The organism is Candidatus Accumulibacter propinquus (assembly GCF_056856495.1).
Genome location: NZ_JBSEHC010000004.1, coordinates 298,961 through 313,647 on the forward strand (window position 1 = coordinate 298,961; position 14,687 = coordinate 313,647).

Consider the following 14,687-nt stretch of genomic DNA (forward strand, 5'->3'; position numbering starts at 1 on the left):
CATCGCATACGCGGAAAGGCAGAGCAAAAGCCGCGTGGCTCCAGTGTGTTGCCGGATCTTGCTCGTCAGTCTCGGCTTGTTGTCGTTTTTCGCTCGCCGCCGGTCGGGAAAAACATCGCGCGAGGCCCGGCGCTCAGGCGAAAACGTTGACCTTCGAGCCGCTCGGCGCCTTCGCGGCCGCCGCGCTGCCGGCATAAGCGGCCAGCATGGGCGCGAGTTCCGGGGTGGTGGATGCGGGTGTTCCGTTGCCGGCTACGCCACCGGCGCCGCCGGCCTGGATCGCCTGTTCCATGCTGGCCTGCATCGCCATGCGCGTGGCCAGCGCGGCGACCTGCCGGTCCTGCGCCGACGGGTCCGCCGGCGCCAGCGCGGCGGACTTGACGCGTTCAGCCTTGCTGCGCGTCTCCTCCGGGGTGCGACCCGGAGAACTGTCGATCGAGACCTCACCACCGATGGCATAACGCTGACCGTCCGGGCCGGTTTCGTAGCTGAAGCTGGCGCCGCTCCGAACCAGGCTGCCGCCGGCGGCGACGTGGGCCATTTCGTGGGCGCGTACTTCACGGTCGCGCTGCTGCAGGTCGCGGACCTTCTGCTGGTCGGCCTCGGATAACTGGCTGCCGGTTTGCTGCGCGCGCGCAGCACCGCCGCCGACTTTTGCCGCCGCGTCACCTGTGGCTTGCGCGGCTTCAGGGCGGGCCTGGAATGAGGGAGTGAATGCGCTGGTCGGCGACAGTTGGTCAATCATTTCAGGATGACTGCGCTCGGGTCAGAACCTCCTTCGGCGAGAACAAACAGGCGCCGCCGACGCGGCGCTCGAAAAAAGCAGCCGCTCAGGCCGAAGCGCGCAGCGGCGAGGGTTTGGCCTGCGCGACACCGCTGCCGGCGTTGTCGCTGAACAACTGCAGCGCCTGGCGGACCTGTGCCGACTGGGCGCTGGCGGCGTTGCTGCTGCTGGTGTCCGTCGCGGTATCAGAGCCGGCATCGGCGGCGGCGGGAGGACGCGGCGGCGGGGGCGGGGTCGGCGTGGTGTTATTGTCCTGCGCCGCCGAGGCCCCCTCGCGGGCAGCGACCTCGCGCGCCGCGGAACTGATCTGCACCGTGACACTGGGCGGCGCCTCGGCCTGGCGTTCGGGCGCGCCGGCCGGCTTCGGTGTTTCGACGCGGTTCTGGGGGGAAGTCAGTTCAGCCGGAGTACTGACCCGCGCTGAGGACAAGGCGTTGACGGCTTCCATCATGGTGATCTCCTGGCCGGACACTGCAGGGGTGTCCGGAAAACTCCGAGTCCGACTGGTCATCAGCGATGCTGGTCCGGATTCCCTGCAAGGGGTCTATTTTCCCGCCGGAACCTTGACTATACGCTTCGGAAGCCGAATGCGCGCGCCGACATCATCCCGACCGTGACATATGTCGCTATTCATCGCTCACGCTGGTGTAGCGAGCGTATGCTGTTCACCGAGCCGCGAGAAGCCTGTCCTGAACTTGCGGCACTCCTGTTGCCGGGTCATATCGATGAATCGTCGCTTTTTCATTGCCTTGTTGATCACCCTGGGCACTTTCCGCCCGCTCGACGCGGCTGCCGGCCCCGACTGCTCGCGGCCATTCACGCTGGCACTGCACGAGCATGGACTGCTCTATTCCTCCGACACGGACAGCGGGATCGACAAGGACGTCGCCGACGAGCTGATTCGCCGTAGCGGTTGCAAGGTCACCACCAGCCTGCTCGCCCGTGCCCGGATCTGGCAACTGATTGAATCCGGCGCCCTCGATTTCACCCTCTCCGGGATCAGCAACGCCGAGCGCGACAAATTTGCCGGATTCGCCTGGTACTTCAGCAACAAGTACTACCTGTTGGTACGCAAGGATGCCGGCGTGCGCAATCAGGCCGATTTCGAGCAGAACGACAAGTTGCAGCTCGGTGTGATCCGTGGCTTCCGTTACAGCCCGTCCGCCAATCGGCTGGTGGACAAGTTGCACGCCGCCAGTCGCGTCAGCCAGGCGGGGGGCCTCGCGCCGTTGTACCAGACCCTGCTGCTGGGACACATCCACGGCATGATCATCGAGCCTTTCGACTACCCGACACTCGAAGAAAAGCGGATTCGCGACGTCACCAGCATCATCGAGTTCAGCGACGCGTCGGTTCCGCACGGTCTGGTCATGTCGAAGACGTCGCTGCCGCCGGCCGAGCAGGAGAAGTGGCGCGCGCTGATCAATGGCATGCGCAGCGATGGCAGCATGCGTCGCATTTTCGAAAAATACTTCAAGGTCGACCTGGCGGCCGCGATGGTCGACTTCTAGTCGCCGCCATGACCACCGCAAGCGTCTCGCCGCCGGCATCGCGTCTGCTTTTTCTGCCCTGGCTGATCCTGTTCGCCATGCTCGGAGCGACCTGGTTCGTCTGGGATCACGAACGCCAGAATGCCCGCAAGGAACTGCATACGCAGTTCGACTTCGCGCTGCGCGACACCGTCAGCCGCATTGAACAGCGCGTCGCCGCCTACGAGCAATTGCTGCGCGGTGTGCAGGGCCTGTTCGCCACCACCGGCCTGCGGAATCGCCAAGCCATTCACGACTACGTCGAACCCCTCCGGGGTGATCCCAACCTCTCGGGCATGCAGGTCATCGGGGTGATCGAACGGGTACCGTCGGCCAGGAAAGCCGCGCATGTTCGCGCCATCCGCCGGCTCGGTCCTGCCGACTACAGCATTCATCCGGAAGGGGAGCGCGAGATTTACGCTCCGGTCATCCAGCGCGAGTCGTACAGCGGACGTCACCAGGCTCCCCTGGGTCTCGATACCTGGGCCAACCCGGTGCGCCGGCTGGCGATGGAGACGGCGCGCGATTCCGGCCTCGCGGCGATTACCGGCAAGGTGCAATTGGCCATCGACAACGGTGTCGAAGGCAACCCCGGCTTCATCATGTATCTGCCGGTCTTTGCCCAGGGGCAGCCGCGAGACAGCGTCACGCAGCGTCGTGACAGCCTGATTGGCTGGGTCTATGCCTCGTTCCACATGCGCGACTTCATGGCCAGCCTGTATGGCCGGCAAGCCGAGGGCCTCGCCTTCGCCATTTACGACGGCGCCGTCCCCAGTGATGCCGCACTCATGTACCGGAACCGGGAGGCGGCCGGTGGCGCGTTGAGTGCCAAAGAGTACATGGTCGTTGCCAGTCACACCTGGACGCTCACCCTGGTCACGCAGGAGGAATTCGAAAACCGCTTCGGCCGGGACATCTCGCTGATCATTGCCGTGGCGGGTGTCAGCCTGAGCCTGTCGATGGCGTTGCTGGCGTGGTCGATGATCAGCGGACGCGCGCGTGCCTTGCTGCTGGCCGCCAAGATCACCGAGGAATTGCGGCACATGGCCCAGCATGATTCGCTGACCGGCCTGCCCAACCGAGCGTTGTTCAGTGACCGCGTCCAGAACAAACTGGCCCATGCCAGACGCCAAGACCGCCGCTTCGCACTGATCTTCCTCGACCTCGACAAGTTCAAACCGATCAACGACAAGTATGGCCATTCCGTCGGCGACCTGCTGTTGCGACAGGTGGCAAGACGTCTGCAGGATTCGATTCGGGCCTCCGATACGGTCGGCCGCCTGGGCGGCGACGAGTTCGTCCTGCTGATCGGCGATCTGACTGGAGCGGCGGACGCGCTGGCGCTGGCTGAAAAGATTCGTCAGGAAGTGCGGCGACCGTACACCATCAATGGACACCAGCTGACGATTTCATGCAGCCTCGGGGTTGCCATCTATCCCGACGATGGCACCGATGAACTGGCCCTGACCAAGCGCGCCGACGAGGCCATGTATCGTGCCAAGGATAGTGGCCGCGACAGCGTGCAGTTGGCCAACTGAACCCGCTGCCTGCGGCCAGCGCCGGCCGGCATCGCCAAGCCGCCGACAGCGCCGGCGCGAAGGCCGGACACTACGCGCCGCGGCGCAGCCGGCGATGCACATGCGCCAGTATCGCGGCGTGGATCGCGACCGCAATGCCGGCCCCGAGCGCGTGCCATGCAACGGTGCCGCCGCCAGCCAGCTGGACCGCGCGCAGCGTATAGATCCCGAGAGGCACGAACATCGCCAGGGCCGTCGCCAGACCGGGGTTGTAGCAGCGGAAGATGAACGCGTGCACCAGGTGCACAAAGGCATTGACCAGGACCAGGTACACCGCGATCAGCGACAGTCCGATATGGACTTCCGAAGACAGGTACAGCGAGACGGCGACGACCCCCCACACCCCGGGGACGTTGGTGACAAACACCGCTTCGCGGGAGAGGACCTCCTGGCCCTTGCCGATCGTTTGATTGAAAAACCGCCGGAAGCGGTCGTCATCGTGCTCCTCGTACTGGTGGAGCATGTAGAACGGCAGGTGCAGAAAGGTGGCCGTCAGCGCTGTCGACCACGCGGCGGTGAGCAAGGGCGCGAGGAGCAGCAACAGCACGCCGGCCAGGACGCCGCCATATACCCAATGGTCAATGATGCGCTTGAACATCGCGGCGATTCAGCGCCAGCCGCGACGGCCAACGACCGCCGCCGGCGGGCGCGCGTGCGCACCTGCAAGGTGTGCGCCGTGCTTTGGTGCGACCTGCCCATACGGCAACGCCCGCGGTGATGACCGGCATGAATTCAGCATCGGCAGATGATAACCACTGCGGGTGGCCGAGGGCAAGGCCGCGCATGCTTCTCCCGGCAGCGGAAAATGATTCAGAGCGTGGGTTCAGAGCGTGGCACCGAACAGGGAACCGACGCCGGCGGTGATCGCCATCGCCAGCGCGCCCCAGAAAGTCACCCGCCAGGCGCCGAGCAGGGCGCTGGCGCCACCGGCGCGGGCGGCGGCAGCGCCCAGCAGCGCCAGAAACAGCAGCGAACTGCCCGCGATCCAGTGAATCAGGACGTCCATCGGCGCCAGCGTGGTCACCACCAGCGGCAGCGCCGCGCCGACCGCGAAGCTCGCGGCCGATGCCAACGCGGCCTGCACCGGTCGCGCGCTGAGCGTCACCGAGATGCCGAGTTCGTCGCGGGCGTGCGCGCCGAGGGCGTCGTGCGCCATCAACTGTTCGGCGACCTGGCGCGCCAGGCTTGGATCCAGCCCGCGCTGCACATAGATGCCGCTCAGCTCGCGCTGTTCCGCGGCGGGGTCGCGTTCGAGTTCGCTGCGCTCGCGCGCCAGATCGGCCTGCTCGGTATCGGCCTGCGAATGCACCGACACATACTCGCCGGCGGCCATCGACATCGCCCCGGCCACCAGCCCGGCGACGCCGGTGAGCAGGAGGCTGCCCTGGCTGGCACTCGCCGCCGCGACGCCAACCAGCAGGCTGGCGGTCGAGACGATGCCGTCGTTGGCGCCGAGCACCGCCGCGCGCAGCCAGCCGATGCGCTCGGTCCGGTGACGTTCAGCGTGGCCGCGGGTTTTAGCCAAGGGGTGGCACGTGGTGGGCGGAGAAGGGGCTCAATCGTGGCCCGGCAGCATCCGCCGCAGCGTGTTGTCGCGCACAAAGTAATGGTGGAACAGCGACGCCGCGGCATGCAGGGCGATCAGGAAGTAGCCCAGCGTGCCACCGGTTTCATGGATCTCCTTGATCGTTTCGGCCAGACTCTTGCTCTCGCCGAGCAGTGCCGGCAGGTGCAGGCCGAAGAACGGGATCGGCTTGCCGGCCGCGCTGAGCAGCAGCCATCCGACCAGCGGCAGGCCGATCATCAGCGCGTACAACGCGAGGTGCATCAGCCGCGCGGCGAGCTTTTGCCACCCCGGCGGATCCGGCACGATCGGCGGAACAGTTGACCGCAGGTGTACCAGCACGCGCAGCAAGGCGAGGGCCAGCACGGACAAGCCGAGCATGAAATGCCAGGTCTTCAGCGCCTCGCGCGGATCACTGCCTTTCGGGAAGTAGCCGCGCAACTCGATGCAGGCGTAAACTGCCACGAACAGCAGCAACATCACCCAATGCAGCCCGATCGACAGCGATCCATAACGTTGCGTGCCATTGCGCCCGTTCATTTGCTTGCTCCGCGGAAGTGAAAACCGAATGCTAATGAAAAACGCCGCTGCCGCGGTCATTTTTCGACAAGCCCAGGCCACCATGGTGGCTACTGCGCGGCATCGCTTCCGTGCGCCACCGCGCTTACGCTCGCCCCGGAATTCCGTGGCGTCTGGTGCGCTCGCGTACCGACGGCATCCCCCGCAGCAGCGACCATCAAGAGACACCAGGAGAAGACGATGCCCGACCGAATCTGGCTGAACCATTACCCGGCCGGCGTTCCCGCCGACATCGACGCCGACCGCTACCCGTCGATTCCGGGACTGCTCGACGAAATCGTCCGCAAGTATGGCGGCCGGCCGGCCTTCCACAATCTCGGCCGCACGCTGAGCTACGCCGAGCTCGACAAGCTGTCGCGCGACTTCGCCGCCTTCCTGCAGGGCTTGCCCGGGATGGCCAAGGGCGAGCGCGTGGCGATCATGTCGCCGAACCTGCTGCAATACCCGGTGGCGCTGTTCGGCATCCTGCGGGCGGGCATGATCGTGGTCAACGTCAATCCGCTGTACACCCCGAAGGAACTCGAACACCAGTTGCAGGACTCCGGCGCCAGGGCCATCGTCGTCGTCGAGAACTTCGCGGCGACGCTGCAGCAGGTGTGGAAGAAGACCGCGCTGCAGCATCTGATCACGACGCAAGTCGGCGATCTGTTGCCGATCCCGAAGCGCTGGATCGTCAACTTCGTGGTCAAGACGGTGAAGAAGATGGTCCCCGCCTGGCGACTCGACGGCGCCCTGACGTTCCCTGAGGCGCTCGCCCGCGGCGCTGCGGCGCGTTTCACGCCGGTCGCCATCGCTGCCTCCGATCTCGCCTTCCTGCAATACACCGGCGGCACCACCGGCGTCTCCAAGGGCGCGATGCTCAGCCACCGCAACCTGCTCGCCAACCTCGAACAGACCGGCATATGGATCTCCGGCAGCTTCGAGGCCGGGCGCGAGATCGTCATCGCGCCGCTGCCGATGTACCACATCTTCTGCCTGACCTCGACACTGTCGTTCATGACCTGGGGCAGTCTCAGCGTGCTGATCAGCAACCCGCGCGACCTGCCGGCGCTGGTCGCGGAACTCGGGCGCTGGAAATGGAGCGTCCTGAGCGGAGTGAACACCCTGTTCAACGGCCTGCTGCACACGCCGGGATTCGACGCGCTCGACTTCTCGTCGCTGAAGGTGGTGATCGGTGGCGGCGCGGCGGTGCAAAGAGCGGTCGCCGAGAAGTGGAAGCAGGTCACCGGGTGCTACATCACCGAAGCCTACGGTCTCACCGAAGCCTCGCCGGGGGTCAGCGCGTCGCCACTGGATACGCCGTGGAACGGCATGATCGGCCTGCCGTTTCCGTCCACCGAGGTGACCCTGCGCAACGAAGACTTCGCGGCCCTGCCGCCGTGGACCGGCGATGACGACGTCGAAAAGCACACCGGCGAGATTTGCGTGCGCGGCCCGCAGGTGATGCTCGGCTACTGGGGCAAGCCTGCGGAGACAGCGGCGGTGATGCGCGACGGCTGGCTGACCACCGGCGACATCGGGCACATGAATCAGGACGGCTTCATCACCATCACCGACCGCAAGAAGGACATGATCCTGGTCTCCGGTTTCAACGTCTATCCGAGCGAAATCGAAGGCGTGCTGGCGTCGCACCCGGGTGTTCTCGAATGCGGCGCCATCGGTGTGCCCGACGCGCGTACCGGCGAGGCGGTGAAGGTGGTGATCGTCAGGAAGGATCCGCAACTAAGCAGCGAGGAGGTAATCCGGCACTGCAAGGCGCAGCTTGCCGCCTACAAGACGCCGCGCCAGATCGAGTTCCGCGACGCCCTGCCGAAATCGCCGATCGGCAAGATCCTGCGTCGCGAACTGCGCAGCCCGCCGCAGCCGTAGCGCCCGTCGCCGGCCATTTTTCCTCGTCACCGGAGATCCTGCCATGAGTGCATCCAGCGCATCCCCGCCACCGCCGTCATCGCCGGGCCGCCTCGCCGCCCGCCCCGGAACCGGCCAGCCGACCGGCTGGCTGAAGTGGCTGCCGGGCCTGCAGAGCCTGCGGCAGTACCAGATCGCCTGGCTGCGCCACGACGTCGCCGCCGGCCTGGTGCTGGCCACCATGCTGGTGCCGGTCGGCATCGCCTACGCCGTGGCCTCGGGCGTGCCCGGCATCTACGGCCTGTACGCGACGATCATTCCGCTGCTCGCCTACGCGCTGTTCGGACCAAGCCGGATCATGGTCCTCGGGCCGGATTCCTCGCTGGCCGCCGTGATCCTCGCGGTCATCCTGCCGCTGTCCGGCGGCGACCCGCTGCGCGCCGTCGCGCTGGCCGGGATGATGGCCGTGGTCTCGGGCACGCTGTGCATCCTCGCCGGCGTCGCGCGTCTCGGCTTCGTCACCGAACTGCTCTCCAAGCCGATCCGTTACGGCTACATGAACGGCATCGCGCTGACCGTGCTGATCAGTCAGTTGCCGAAACTCTTCGGTTTTTCGGTGGCTGGCGACGAGCCGCTGCGCAAGCTCTGGGAATTCGCGCAGGCGCTGCTCGCCGGCAAGACCAACGTCGTCGCGCTGCTCGTCGGCGGCGCGACCCTGGCGCTGATCCTGCTGCTCAAGCGCAGCAAGCGCCTGCCGGGGGTCCTGATCGCCGTGATCGGGGCGACCGTCCTGGTGGCGACGCTCGGCCTCGACGCCTACGGGGTGTCGGTCCTCGGCGCGCTGCCGCAGGGCCTGCCAGCCTTCGCCATCCCGTGGATCACGCCCGCCGATATCGTGCCGGTGCTGATGGGCGGTTTCGCCGTGGCCATCGTTTCCTTCGCCGACACCAGTGTGCTCTCGCGGACCTACGCCGAAAAGACGGCAACCCCGGTGGACCCCAACCAGGAAATGGTCGGCCTCGGCGCGGCCAACCTGGCGGCCGGATTCTTCCAGGGCTTCCCGATCAGCAGCAGTTCGTCGCGGACCCCGGTCGCCGAAGCCGCCGGCGCCAGGACGCAACTGACCAGCGTCGTCGGCGCCGTTGCCGTCGCGCTGCTGCTGTTGCTGGCGCCGAACCTGCTGCAATACCTGCCGAACACCGCGCTGGCCGCGGTGGTCATCGCCGCCGCACTGGGCCTGTTCGAGTTTGCCGACCTGCGGCGCATCTACCGCATCCAGCGCTGGGAGTTCTGGCTGTCGATCGGCTGCTGCATCGGCGTGGTGGTGCTCGGCGCCATTCCCGGCATCGGCCTGGCGATCGTGCTGGCGGTGATCGAATTCCTCTGGGACGGCTGGCGCCCGGACTCGGCGGTGCTCGGCCGCGTCAAGGGCATCAACGGCTACCACGACATTTCGCGTTACCCCGACGCCCGCCTGATCCCGGGCCTGGTCCTGTTCCGCTGGGCGGCGCCGCTGTTCTTCGCCAATGCCGAGTGGTTCTACGAGCGCGCCCTCGACGCCGTCGCCGCCTCGCCGACGCCGGTGCGCTGGCTGGTGATCACCGCCGAACCGGTGACCAGCGTCGACGTCACCGCCGCCGACCTCGTCGCCAAGCTCGACGAAACGCTGCAGGCGGCGGGCATCGAACTGTGCTTCGCCGAGATGAAGGATCCGGTCCAGGACAAGCTCAAGCGCTTCGGACTCTTCTCCCACCTCGGCGCCGAGGTTTTCTTCCCGACCATCGGCGAAGCGGTGAACACCTACCTGCGGACCTATCCCGAGGTCGCTGAGACCTGGAAGAACCGCGATAACGCAGCCTGAGCGGCGCGGCGTCCGGTGGGCAGGTGGGCGGGCAGGTGGGCGGGCAGGTGGGCGGGCAGGTGGCGTGCCTCAGGCAGGCCACTGGCTCGATTGCGGAATTGCCCAGTTCCGGTTGGTCGCGACCCTCCCGTCACAACGTGAACTCCGAAGCTGCGGTGGCTTCCCTGATGGTCGATTGCGATTCCTGACTTCCTGGACGATTGGGCGCCGCTGTCGTTCGTGGCGTCGTTCGGCTTCGCAGCGGGAAATTGCTCCAGCAAACGCCGCATGAACTTCCAGGACCTTGATCCAGCGCCGTACGGCCAGTCTGCCTCTACATCGGCGTTCATTGTACGGATCCGCGACGGCATGCCAGGCGATTGACTTTGGGTCGGCTCACCGTACAATCCTCACGAGCACTGCTCTCGCGGCGATTCAGTCCAACAAGGTTTATCTGCCGCGCATCGCCTGCGCTTGAACTAGGCGCATTCTGCTCGGCTGATAAACGCTACTTGAACTCAGGAGGTTCAATGCCAAAACGCTCAGACTTAGAACCGCTGATTCGCCAAGAATGGCTAAATCGCCCTATTGAAGATCGAACTGAAAACAATGTTCTAGCGTTCTATGGGGATCTTCAGCAGCGCCGTCCAGACTTACTTTCTTTCAGAGCTTCCGGCGACAAATACCAAGTATTGAAGTCCGTCCTTCGCAATTTGGTTGAGCGATAACGTATCGCAACAGTCGGTACCAATTTCAAATGGGGTACAAAATGGATTTTCGAGAAGGAATTCCAGGCGCATTTTGCTCAGTCGATGCCAAGTTCGCAATCCATCCTTTCGATGGAGAGAGGGTCATCGATCAACTCAAAGAGTGCTATCAGAGTAGCGTACCGAAGAAAGAACTGTTGCTATCGAGGATTTCTTGCGTAAGCACGGGACTGGTTGCGATCACAAAGAGGAGTAACTCAGCGGAATTAATTGCAAGTTCTCTGGTTGGCTTGAGTGACGCAGAGTTCAACCTTTTGTTCCAATGGCCAGCCGGTATTCTGCGCATGCCGGTTACCCGTCGCCTACGACGCCGGGCCATCCCTTTCATTTATTAGGCCTCGTTAATTCCGTCATGCGAACTTTCATAACCCTCTTCGTCGCAATCGTTTCTATGGCAGCCCACGCGGCTGGGTTTCCAGATCTCATTTGTCGTGAGTCCATGACCCGATTCGTTGACCCCAAAACACTCGAAACCACGGAATTTCCTAGCTCGACCGTCTACCGTACAAAGGACGGGAACTTGTATATTTCTAATCTCGATCGGTCTGAATATTTATATAACTCAATCAGAGAGATAGAGCCCGCCAGATATATATCAGGCCACAAGACTATTCATCTCGTGAACAGTCGCTCTGGAAAGGTCAACGCGCAAATAACTCACTCTTACACAGATGAGGTTCGCGTTTCCATTGCCACTTGTGCATCAAAATAATAATTATATCTGTCGAGGCTTATATAATAAGCAACCGCACTTCAAGTCAAGCGGAGTGAAGAGAATCATCCCAGGATTATCCGCTTTCCCTGGTGTTGAAGATGTTCAGGAGCTTGTGCCTGCAGGCGACGCTGGCCACCTTCTTGGGCTTGCCGGTGGCGACGAAGTGGTCGTGCTCTGCTTGCTGGCGACATTGAAGCTGATGGCTGCCAGCGCTGCAATGTAGAGGTCTCTGCGGTCCTGACCGCACCCGCCGCCATTAGCACGCTTGCCGCGCATCAGACCGGAATCGCGATCGAAGGGCGCCAAACCGATCAGGGCAGAGATTCACCAGCGCGACAGTCTCCCCCGTTCCGGCACTTCGGCGACCAAAGTAGTGACGGTGGTCGGGCCGGTACCGCGCACGCAGGCCAGGCGCTTTCCGAGGTCGGCGTGATGGGCTGCGTGGGCGTGGCTACATCGGCTTCGACCTCGTCGAGTGGGTCGCAAAACCATGGTCGTGCGCGACCACGATCCGAGCCGTTGAGTGTCCGGCATGGGCACGGTCCTTGGGTGAAAGTCCTCCCGTAAGTTGGCCACGGCAAACGAAATGTAGCGCAGTTGCACCAGGGTGACTGCGTGTGGCGAGAAAGCGTGGAGCGAACCGCGAGCCGATGGACAGTAACCAGATACGAGCCGCAGACGAGCAGGGCGAGCGGGCAACGTTCAGCGGAGCTCTCGTGGTCAAGGCTAGTGCGGCGTAAATCTGGCGGTGGAGTTGACACGCCTGCCGGATTTCTCCTTTAATTCCCCTGCTTGCGCGCTGTTTCCCGATCCCTTTGATTCAGAAAGGAGAAAGTCCATGTCCAGCAATCGCATCAACACCCATTTCACCGCCGAACAACGCGAGGAGGCGAAGGCCACCCTGGCTGCTCTGGCCGCCAGTCTGCCTTTCCTGATCGACCTCAGCCCGGAAGAGCGCGCGGCGATGCCGCGTTTTGGCGACAAGAGCCGCGGCTTCATCAGCAAGGCGCTCGACATCGCCGAAAACAACCCGGATATCCTTCCGCGCAGCTTCAGTCTCGACGAATTCCGCGCCGACGTCGAGATCATCGAAAACCTCTACGCCATCCGCAACGGCATCGACACGCTGCTCGGCAGGGTGAACGACACCTGGTTCGCCGCCGGCAGCGAAGCCTACGCCGCCGCCCTGCTGATCTACCAGTACGCCAAGATCCACAACGTCGCCTCCGGTGCGCTCGAAGGCAGCCTCGACGACCTCGGCCGTCGCTTCGCCCGCAAGGTGAACAAGAGCGCGCCCGCCGCCTGACCGACTGGCCGCAGCGCGCCCGTCGGCGCCCCGGCGTGCCTCACGAAGCCAACGGCGCGGCAAACGCGCTGCGACGTTCGTTGCTGGAGCATCGCTCCTCCCGCAACGAAGAACGACGCTTCCACAACGAGAGACGATGCTCCTGCAACAAGGAGCGATGCTCCCATAACGGGGAACGTTCCTCGTTCGGGCAAGACCGGCCTTGCCCGAACGAACATCGATCGATCGAACAACAAAGAACGATCCTTCGCCAACGAAGAACGATGCTTCCGCAACGAGGAACGTTCTTCGTTTCGGCAAGACCTGGCCTTGCCGAAACGAACATTGATCGATCAAGCAACGAAGAGCGATGCCTCCGCAGTGAAGAACGATGCTTCCGCAGCGAGGAACGATCGTCGTTGACGAGGCATCGGCGGTGCCGAAACGAGGGATTCAGGTCGTTTCGTGTGGATCGGTCAACAGACCGGCGAGTCGAGCGGCGGGCAAATCCATGCACGTCTCGGGCAGGCCGATTCTGCCGGGCACGTTGTGCCGGTTCGCCGTGTCCATCCCGGCACGCTTGCTCACCAAGGCCGCCACCACATGCCTCTCCGCCTTGAAACATGCTCCTGTTTGTCGAAAACAAGTGCATTGTTGCCGAATCGACAGTCGGCCGCAGGGGGTGGCTAATCCAGCATGCCACTCAATCCCGATGGCCGTGCAGTTGTTGCTGCCCCTTGACCAGGTGCTGCAGTATGCCCAGCAACGCAGCGCTGGTCAGGCCGAGCATCAGGATGCCGTTGAGTGCCTCGAGTGGACCAAGGAATTTCCGTTCGCTGCTCATCACGATGTCGCCGTAGCCCAGCGAGGTGAAATTGACCGCCGAGTGGTAGACCGCTTCGTAGAACTCGCGGAACTCGCCCAGCCAGAAGAACAGCGTGCCCCAGAGGGCGATCTGCAGGAAATTGCCGAGCATCATGATCACCATCGCCAGCAGCAGCGTTCTGATGCCGGGGAATAGTCCATTGCCCCCGGGCTCGCCTGCCTGGCGCAGCGCGTAGCGGAAGCTCCAGAACGAGAAGCTGACCTGCACGATCAGACAACCCATCATGGTCAATAAACCGATCGCCAGGTTGATCAGGATCATGCCGTTCTCCTTCTTCAGCCGTTGTGGAAGAGCAGGGCCTTGCTTCTCGAGGAGCGCCAGCGTTCGAGCAGCCAGACCGTGGCCCAGGCATAGCAGGCGACGCCGACGAACAGGCCGACCCGGACGGCGGATGCCCCCAGCACGCCCGTGCCGCCGGCGCTGTCCTCGATCGCCGGGCCGAGCAGGATCAGCATGGTCATCAACGCATTGTTCCAGAACACCGGCGGGAAGGCCGTGCGTCTGACCCGGAAGAGTCGCGCGCCGGCCCACAGGGCGGCCGCCATCATCCACAGCAGCAGCATCCAAAGGCAGGGCCAGAGCGACAGGCCGCACCAGACGACCAGGGCCATCGCCGCCCCCATCAGGGTCGATCCCACCAGTTCCCGACCAGCCGAGCGGGTGTCGGTGGAACCCGCCTGCTGCCCAAGAGCGGCGGTCTTGATGATCGCCGCGAGGTAGAACGAGGGGTCGGTCAGCGCCAGGACGAACACCGGCATCACCACGATCATGCCACGCAGCGCAATCCAGCCCGCCGTCTCGCGGCTGGGTGGCGGCGCCCTGGCGGCCTTCGCGGCCGCACCCGGTGCGTCAGGAAAAAAGGTGTGCGACAGGCTGCCGACCAGGCCGCCGACGGCGATCCCGACGGCGATGGTCACGCTGATGACCGTCACCAGCGCCTGCTCGGCCACCCCGGCGACCGGGATCAGCGTGAAAACCACGACCAGGAGCATGGTCAGCGGGTTGCCGGTACGGATGCCGAAGAAGAACAGCGCGTACAGGATCGCGCCGGTCAGCACCACCGCGGCCAGCGCGTAGTTTTCCAGCAATGGGACCATCAACACTCCCGTCACCAGCAGGCCGGCGAGCAGCAGGGCCAGGGCCGCCGCCTTGACCGGCGGGATCGGCGGACCCGGCTTGCACAGTACGATCATGGCCATCAGGCAGACCACGTGCGGCATCTGCAGCGCGAAGCCGTAGGCGACGAGCACGGCCAGGCCGAGGCCGACCGCCAGCCGCAGCACCGCCTTGTCCGCCGGGGTGATCATCGGTCG

At 64.3% G+C, this 14,687-nt stretch carries 14 protein-coding genes; 6 read left to right on the top strand and 8 right to left on the bottom strand.

Annotated elements, in window-relative coordinates; translation table 11 throughout:
• Nucleotides 1–133: 133 nt before the first annotated feature.
• Nucleotides 134–745, bottom strand: a complete 612-nt coding sequence (locus AC15MQ_RS17405; RefSeq protein WP_483080798.1) for a putative metalloprotease CJM1_0395 family protein — start codon at nucleotides 743–745, stop codon at nucleotides 134–136.
• Nucleotides 746–830: 85 nt separating this feature from the next.
• On the bottom strand, nucleotides 831–1,235 hold the full coding sequence (locus AC15MQ_RS17410) for a hypothetical protein (RefSeq protein ID WP_287653559.1): 405 nt from the start codon (nucleotides 1,233–1,235) through the stop codon (nucleotides 831–833).
• Between the two features lie 274 nt (nucleotides 1,236–1,509).
• Between AC15MQ_RS17410 and AC15MQ_RS17415 the strand changes: the two genes are divergently transcribed.
• Entirely contained in the window at nucleotides 1,510–2,295 is a 786-nt protein-coding gene (locus AC15MQ_RS17415) for a substrate-binding periplasmic protein (protein WP_287669967.1), read from the top strand.
• Nucleotides 2,296–2,303: 8 nt separating this feature from the next.
• A complete protein-coding gene (locus AC15MQ_RS17420) occupies nucleotides 2,304–3,851 on the top strand; it encodes a CHASE domain-containing protein (protein ID WP_483080799.1) in 1,548 nt (515 codons plus the stop codon).
• A gap of 70 nt (nucleotides 3,852–3,921) precedes the next feature.
• Here AC15MQ_RS17420 and AC15MQ_RS17425 read toward each other — a convergent pair whose 3' ends face one another.
• The 3 genes from AC15MQ_RS17425 to AC15MQ_RS17435 all read right to left on the bottom strand — a co-directional run bounded on the left by AC15MQ_RS17425 (nucleotide 3,922) and on the right by AC15MQ_RS17435 (nucleotide 5,994).
• Nucleotides 3,922–4,488 (bottom strand): HXXEE domain-containing protein, encoded by a 567-nt coding sequence (locus AC15MQ_RS17425; RefSeq protein WP_483080800.1) that lies wholly within the window; start codon nucleotides 4,486–4,488, stop codon nucleotides 3,922–3,924.
• 225 nt (nucleotides 4,489–4,713) lie between these two features.
• Nucleotides 4,714–5,415: a VIT1/CCC1 transporter family protein gene (locus AC15MQ_RS17430; RefSeq protein ID WP_287653555.1), complete on the bottom strand. Its 702-nt coding sequence runs from the start codon at nucleotides 5,413–5,415 to the stop codon at nucleotides 4,714–4,716.
• Nucleotides 5,416–5,445: 30 nt separating this feature from the next.
• Nucleotides 5,446–5,994 carry a cytochrome b gene (locus AC15MQ_RS17435; protein WP_287653553.1) on the bottom strand — a complete coding sequence of 183 codons (549 nt, stop codon included), beginning with the start codon at nucleotides 5,992–5,994 and terminating at the stop codon, nucleotides 5,446–5,448.
• Between the two features lie 219 nt (nucleotides 5,995–6,213).
• Here AC15MQ_RS17435 and AC15MQ_RS17440 point away from each other — a divergent pair, with 219 nt between their 5' ends.
• From AC15MQ_RS17440 to AC15MQ_RS17455, 4 genes are all read left to right on the top strand, one after another.
• Nucleotides 6,214–7,902, top strand: coding sequence for an AMP-binding protein (locus AC15MQ_RS17440; protein ID WP_483080801.1), 1,689 nt, complete (start codon nucleotides 6,214–6,216; stop codon nucleotides 7,900–7,902).
• Nucleotides 7,903–7,945: 43 nt separating this feature from the next.
• Nucleotides 7,946–9,742 carry a SulP family inorganic anion transporter gene (locus AC15MQ_RS17445; RefSeq protein WP_483080802.1) on the top strand — a complete coding sequence of 599 codons (1,797 nt, stop codon included), beginning with the start codon at nucleotides 7,946–7,948 and terminating at the stop codon, nucleotides 9,740–9,742.
• A 1,513-nt stretch (nucleotides 9,743–11,255) separates the two neighbouring features.
• A complete protein-coding gene (locus AC15MQ_RS17450) occupies nucleotides 11,256–11,426 on the top strand; it encodes a hypothetical protein (RefSeq protein ID WP_483080837.1) in 171 nt (56 codons plus the stop codon).
• A 615-nt stretch (nucleotides 11,427–12,041) separates the two neighbouring features.
• Nucleotides 12,042–12,509: a hypothetical protein gene (locus tag AC15MQ_RS17455; protein ID WP_287653548.1), complete on the top strand. Its 468-nt coding sequence runs from the start codon at nucleotides 12,042–12,044 to the stop codon at nucleotides 12,507–12,509.
• A gap of 432 nt (nucleotides 12,510–12,941) precedes the next feature.
• Here the strand turns inward: AC15MQ_RS17455 and AC15MQ_RS17460 are convergent, their stop codons facing one another.
• From AC15MQ_RS17460 to AC15MQ_RS17470, 3 genes are all read right to left on the bottom strand, one after another.
• Nucleotides 12,942–13,076 carry a hypothetical protein gene (locus tag AC15MQ_RS17460; RefSeq protein WP_287653546.1) on the bottom strand — a complete coding sequence of 45 codons (135 nt, stop codon included), beginning with the start codon at nucleotides 13,074–13,076 and terminating at the stop codon, nucleotides 12,942–12,944.
• 115 nt (nucleotides 13,077–13,191) lie between these two features.
• Nucleotides 13,192–13,635, bottom strand: a complete 444-nt coding sequence (locus tag AC15MQ_RS17465; RefSeq protein WP_483080803.1) for an ion channel — start codon at nucleotides 13,633–13,635, stop codon at nucleotides 13,192–13,194.
• A gap of 14 nt (nucleotides 13,636–13,649) precedes the next feature.
• Nucleotides 13,650–14,681, bottom strand: coding sequence for a DUF2955 domain-containing protein (locus tag AC15MQ_RS17470; protein ID WP_483080804.1), 1,032 nt, complete (start codon nucleotides 14,679–14,681; stop codon nucleotides 13,650–13,652).
• Between the last annotated feature and the right edge of the window lie 6 nt (nucleotides 14,682–14,687).

Excerpts from the sequence above, each read along its gene's own strand:
- AC15MQ_RS17405 (WP_483080798.1), bottom strand. The coding sequence starts at position 745 with ATGATTGACCAACTGTCGCCGACCAGCGCATTCACTCCCTCATTCCAG.
- AC15MQ_RS17410 (WP_287653559.1), bottom strand. The coding sequence starts at position 1,235 with ATGATGGAAGCCGTCAACGCCTTGTCCTCAGCGCGGGTCAGTACTCCG.
- AC15MQ_RS17415 (WP_287669967.1), top strand. The coding sequence starts at position 1,510 with ATGAATCGTCGCTTTTTCATTGCCTTGTTGATCACCCTGGGCACTTTC.
- AC15MQ_RS17420 (WP_483080799.1), top strand. The coding sequence starts at position 2,304 with ATGACCACCGCAAGCGTCTCGCCGCCGGCATCGCGTCTGCTTTTTCTG.
- AC15MQ_RS17425 (WP_483080800.1), bottom strand. The coding sequence starts at position 4,488 with ATGTTCAAGCGCATCATTGACCATTGGGTATATGGCGGCGTCCTGGCC.
- AC15MQ_RS17435 (WP_287653553.1), bottom strand. The coding sequence starts at position 5,994 with ATGAACGGGCGCAATGGCACGCAACGTTATGGATCGCTGTCGATCGGG.
- AC15MQ_RS17440 (WP_483080801.1), top strand. The coding sequence starts at position 6,214 with ATGCCCGACCGAATCTGGCTGAACCATTACCCGGCCGGCGTTCCCGCC.
- AC15MQ_RS17445 (WP_483080802.1), top strand. The coding sequence starts at position 7,946 with ATGAGTGCATCCAGCGCATCCCCGCCACCGCCGTCATCGCCGGGCCGC.
- AC15MQ_RS17455 (WP_287653548.1), top strand. The coding sequence starts at position 12,042 with ATGTCCAGCAATCGCATCAACACCCATTTCACCGCCGAACAACGCGAG.
- AC15MQ_RS17465 (WP_483080803.1), bottom strand. The coding sequence starts at position 13,635 with ATGATCCTGATCAACCTGGCGATCGGTTTATTGACCATGATGGGTTGT.
- AC15MQ_RS17470 (WP_483080804.1), bottom strand. The coding sequence starts at position 14,681 with ATGATCACCCCGGCGGACAAGGCGGTGCTGCGGCTGGCGGTCGGCCTC.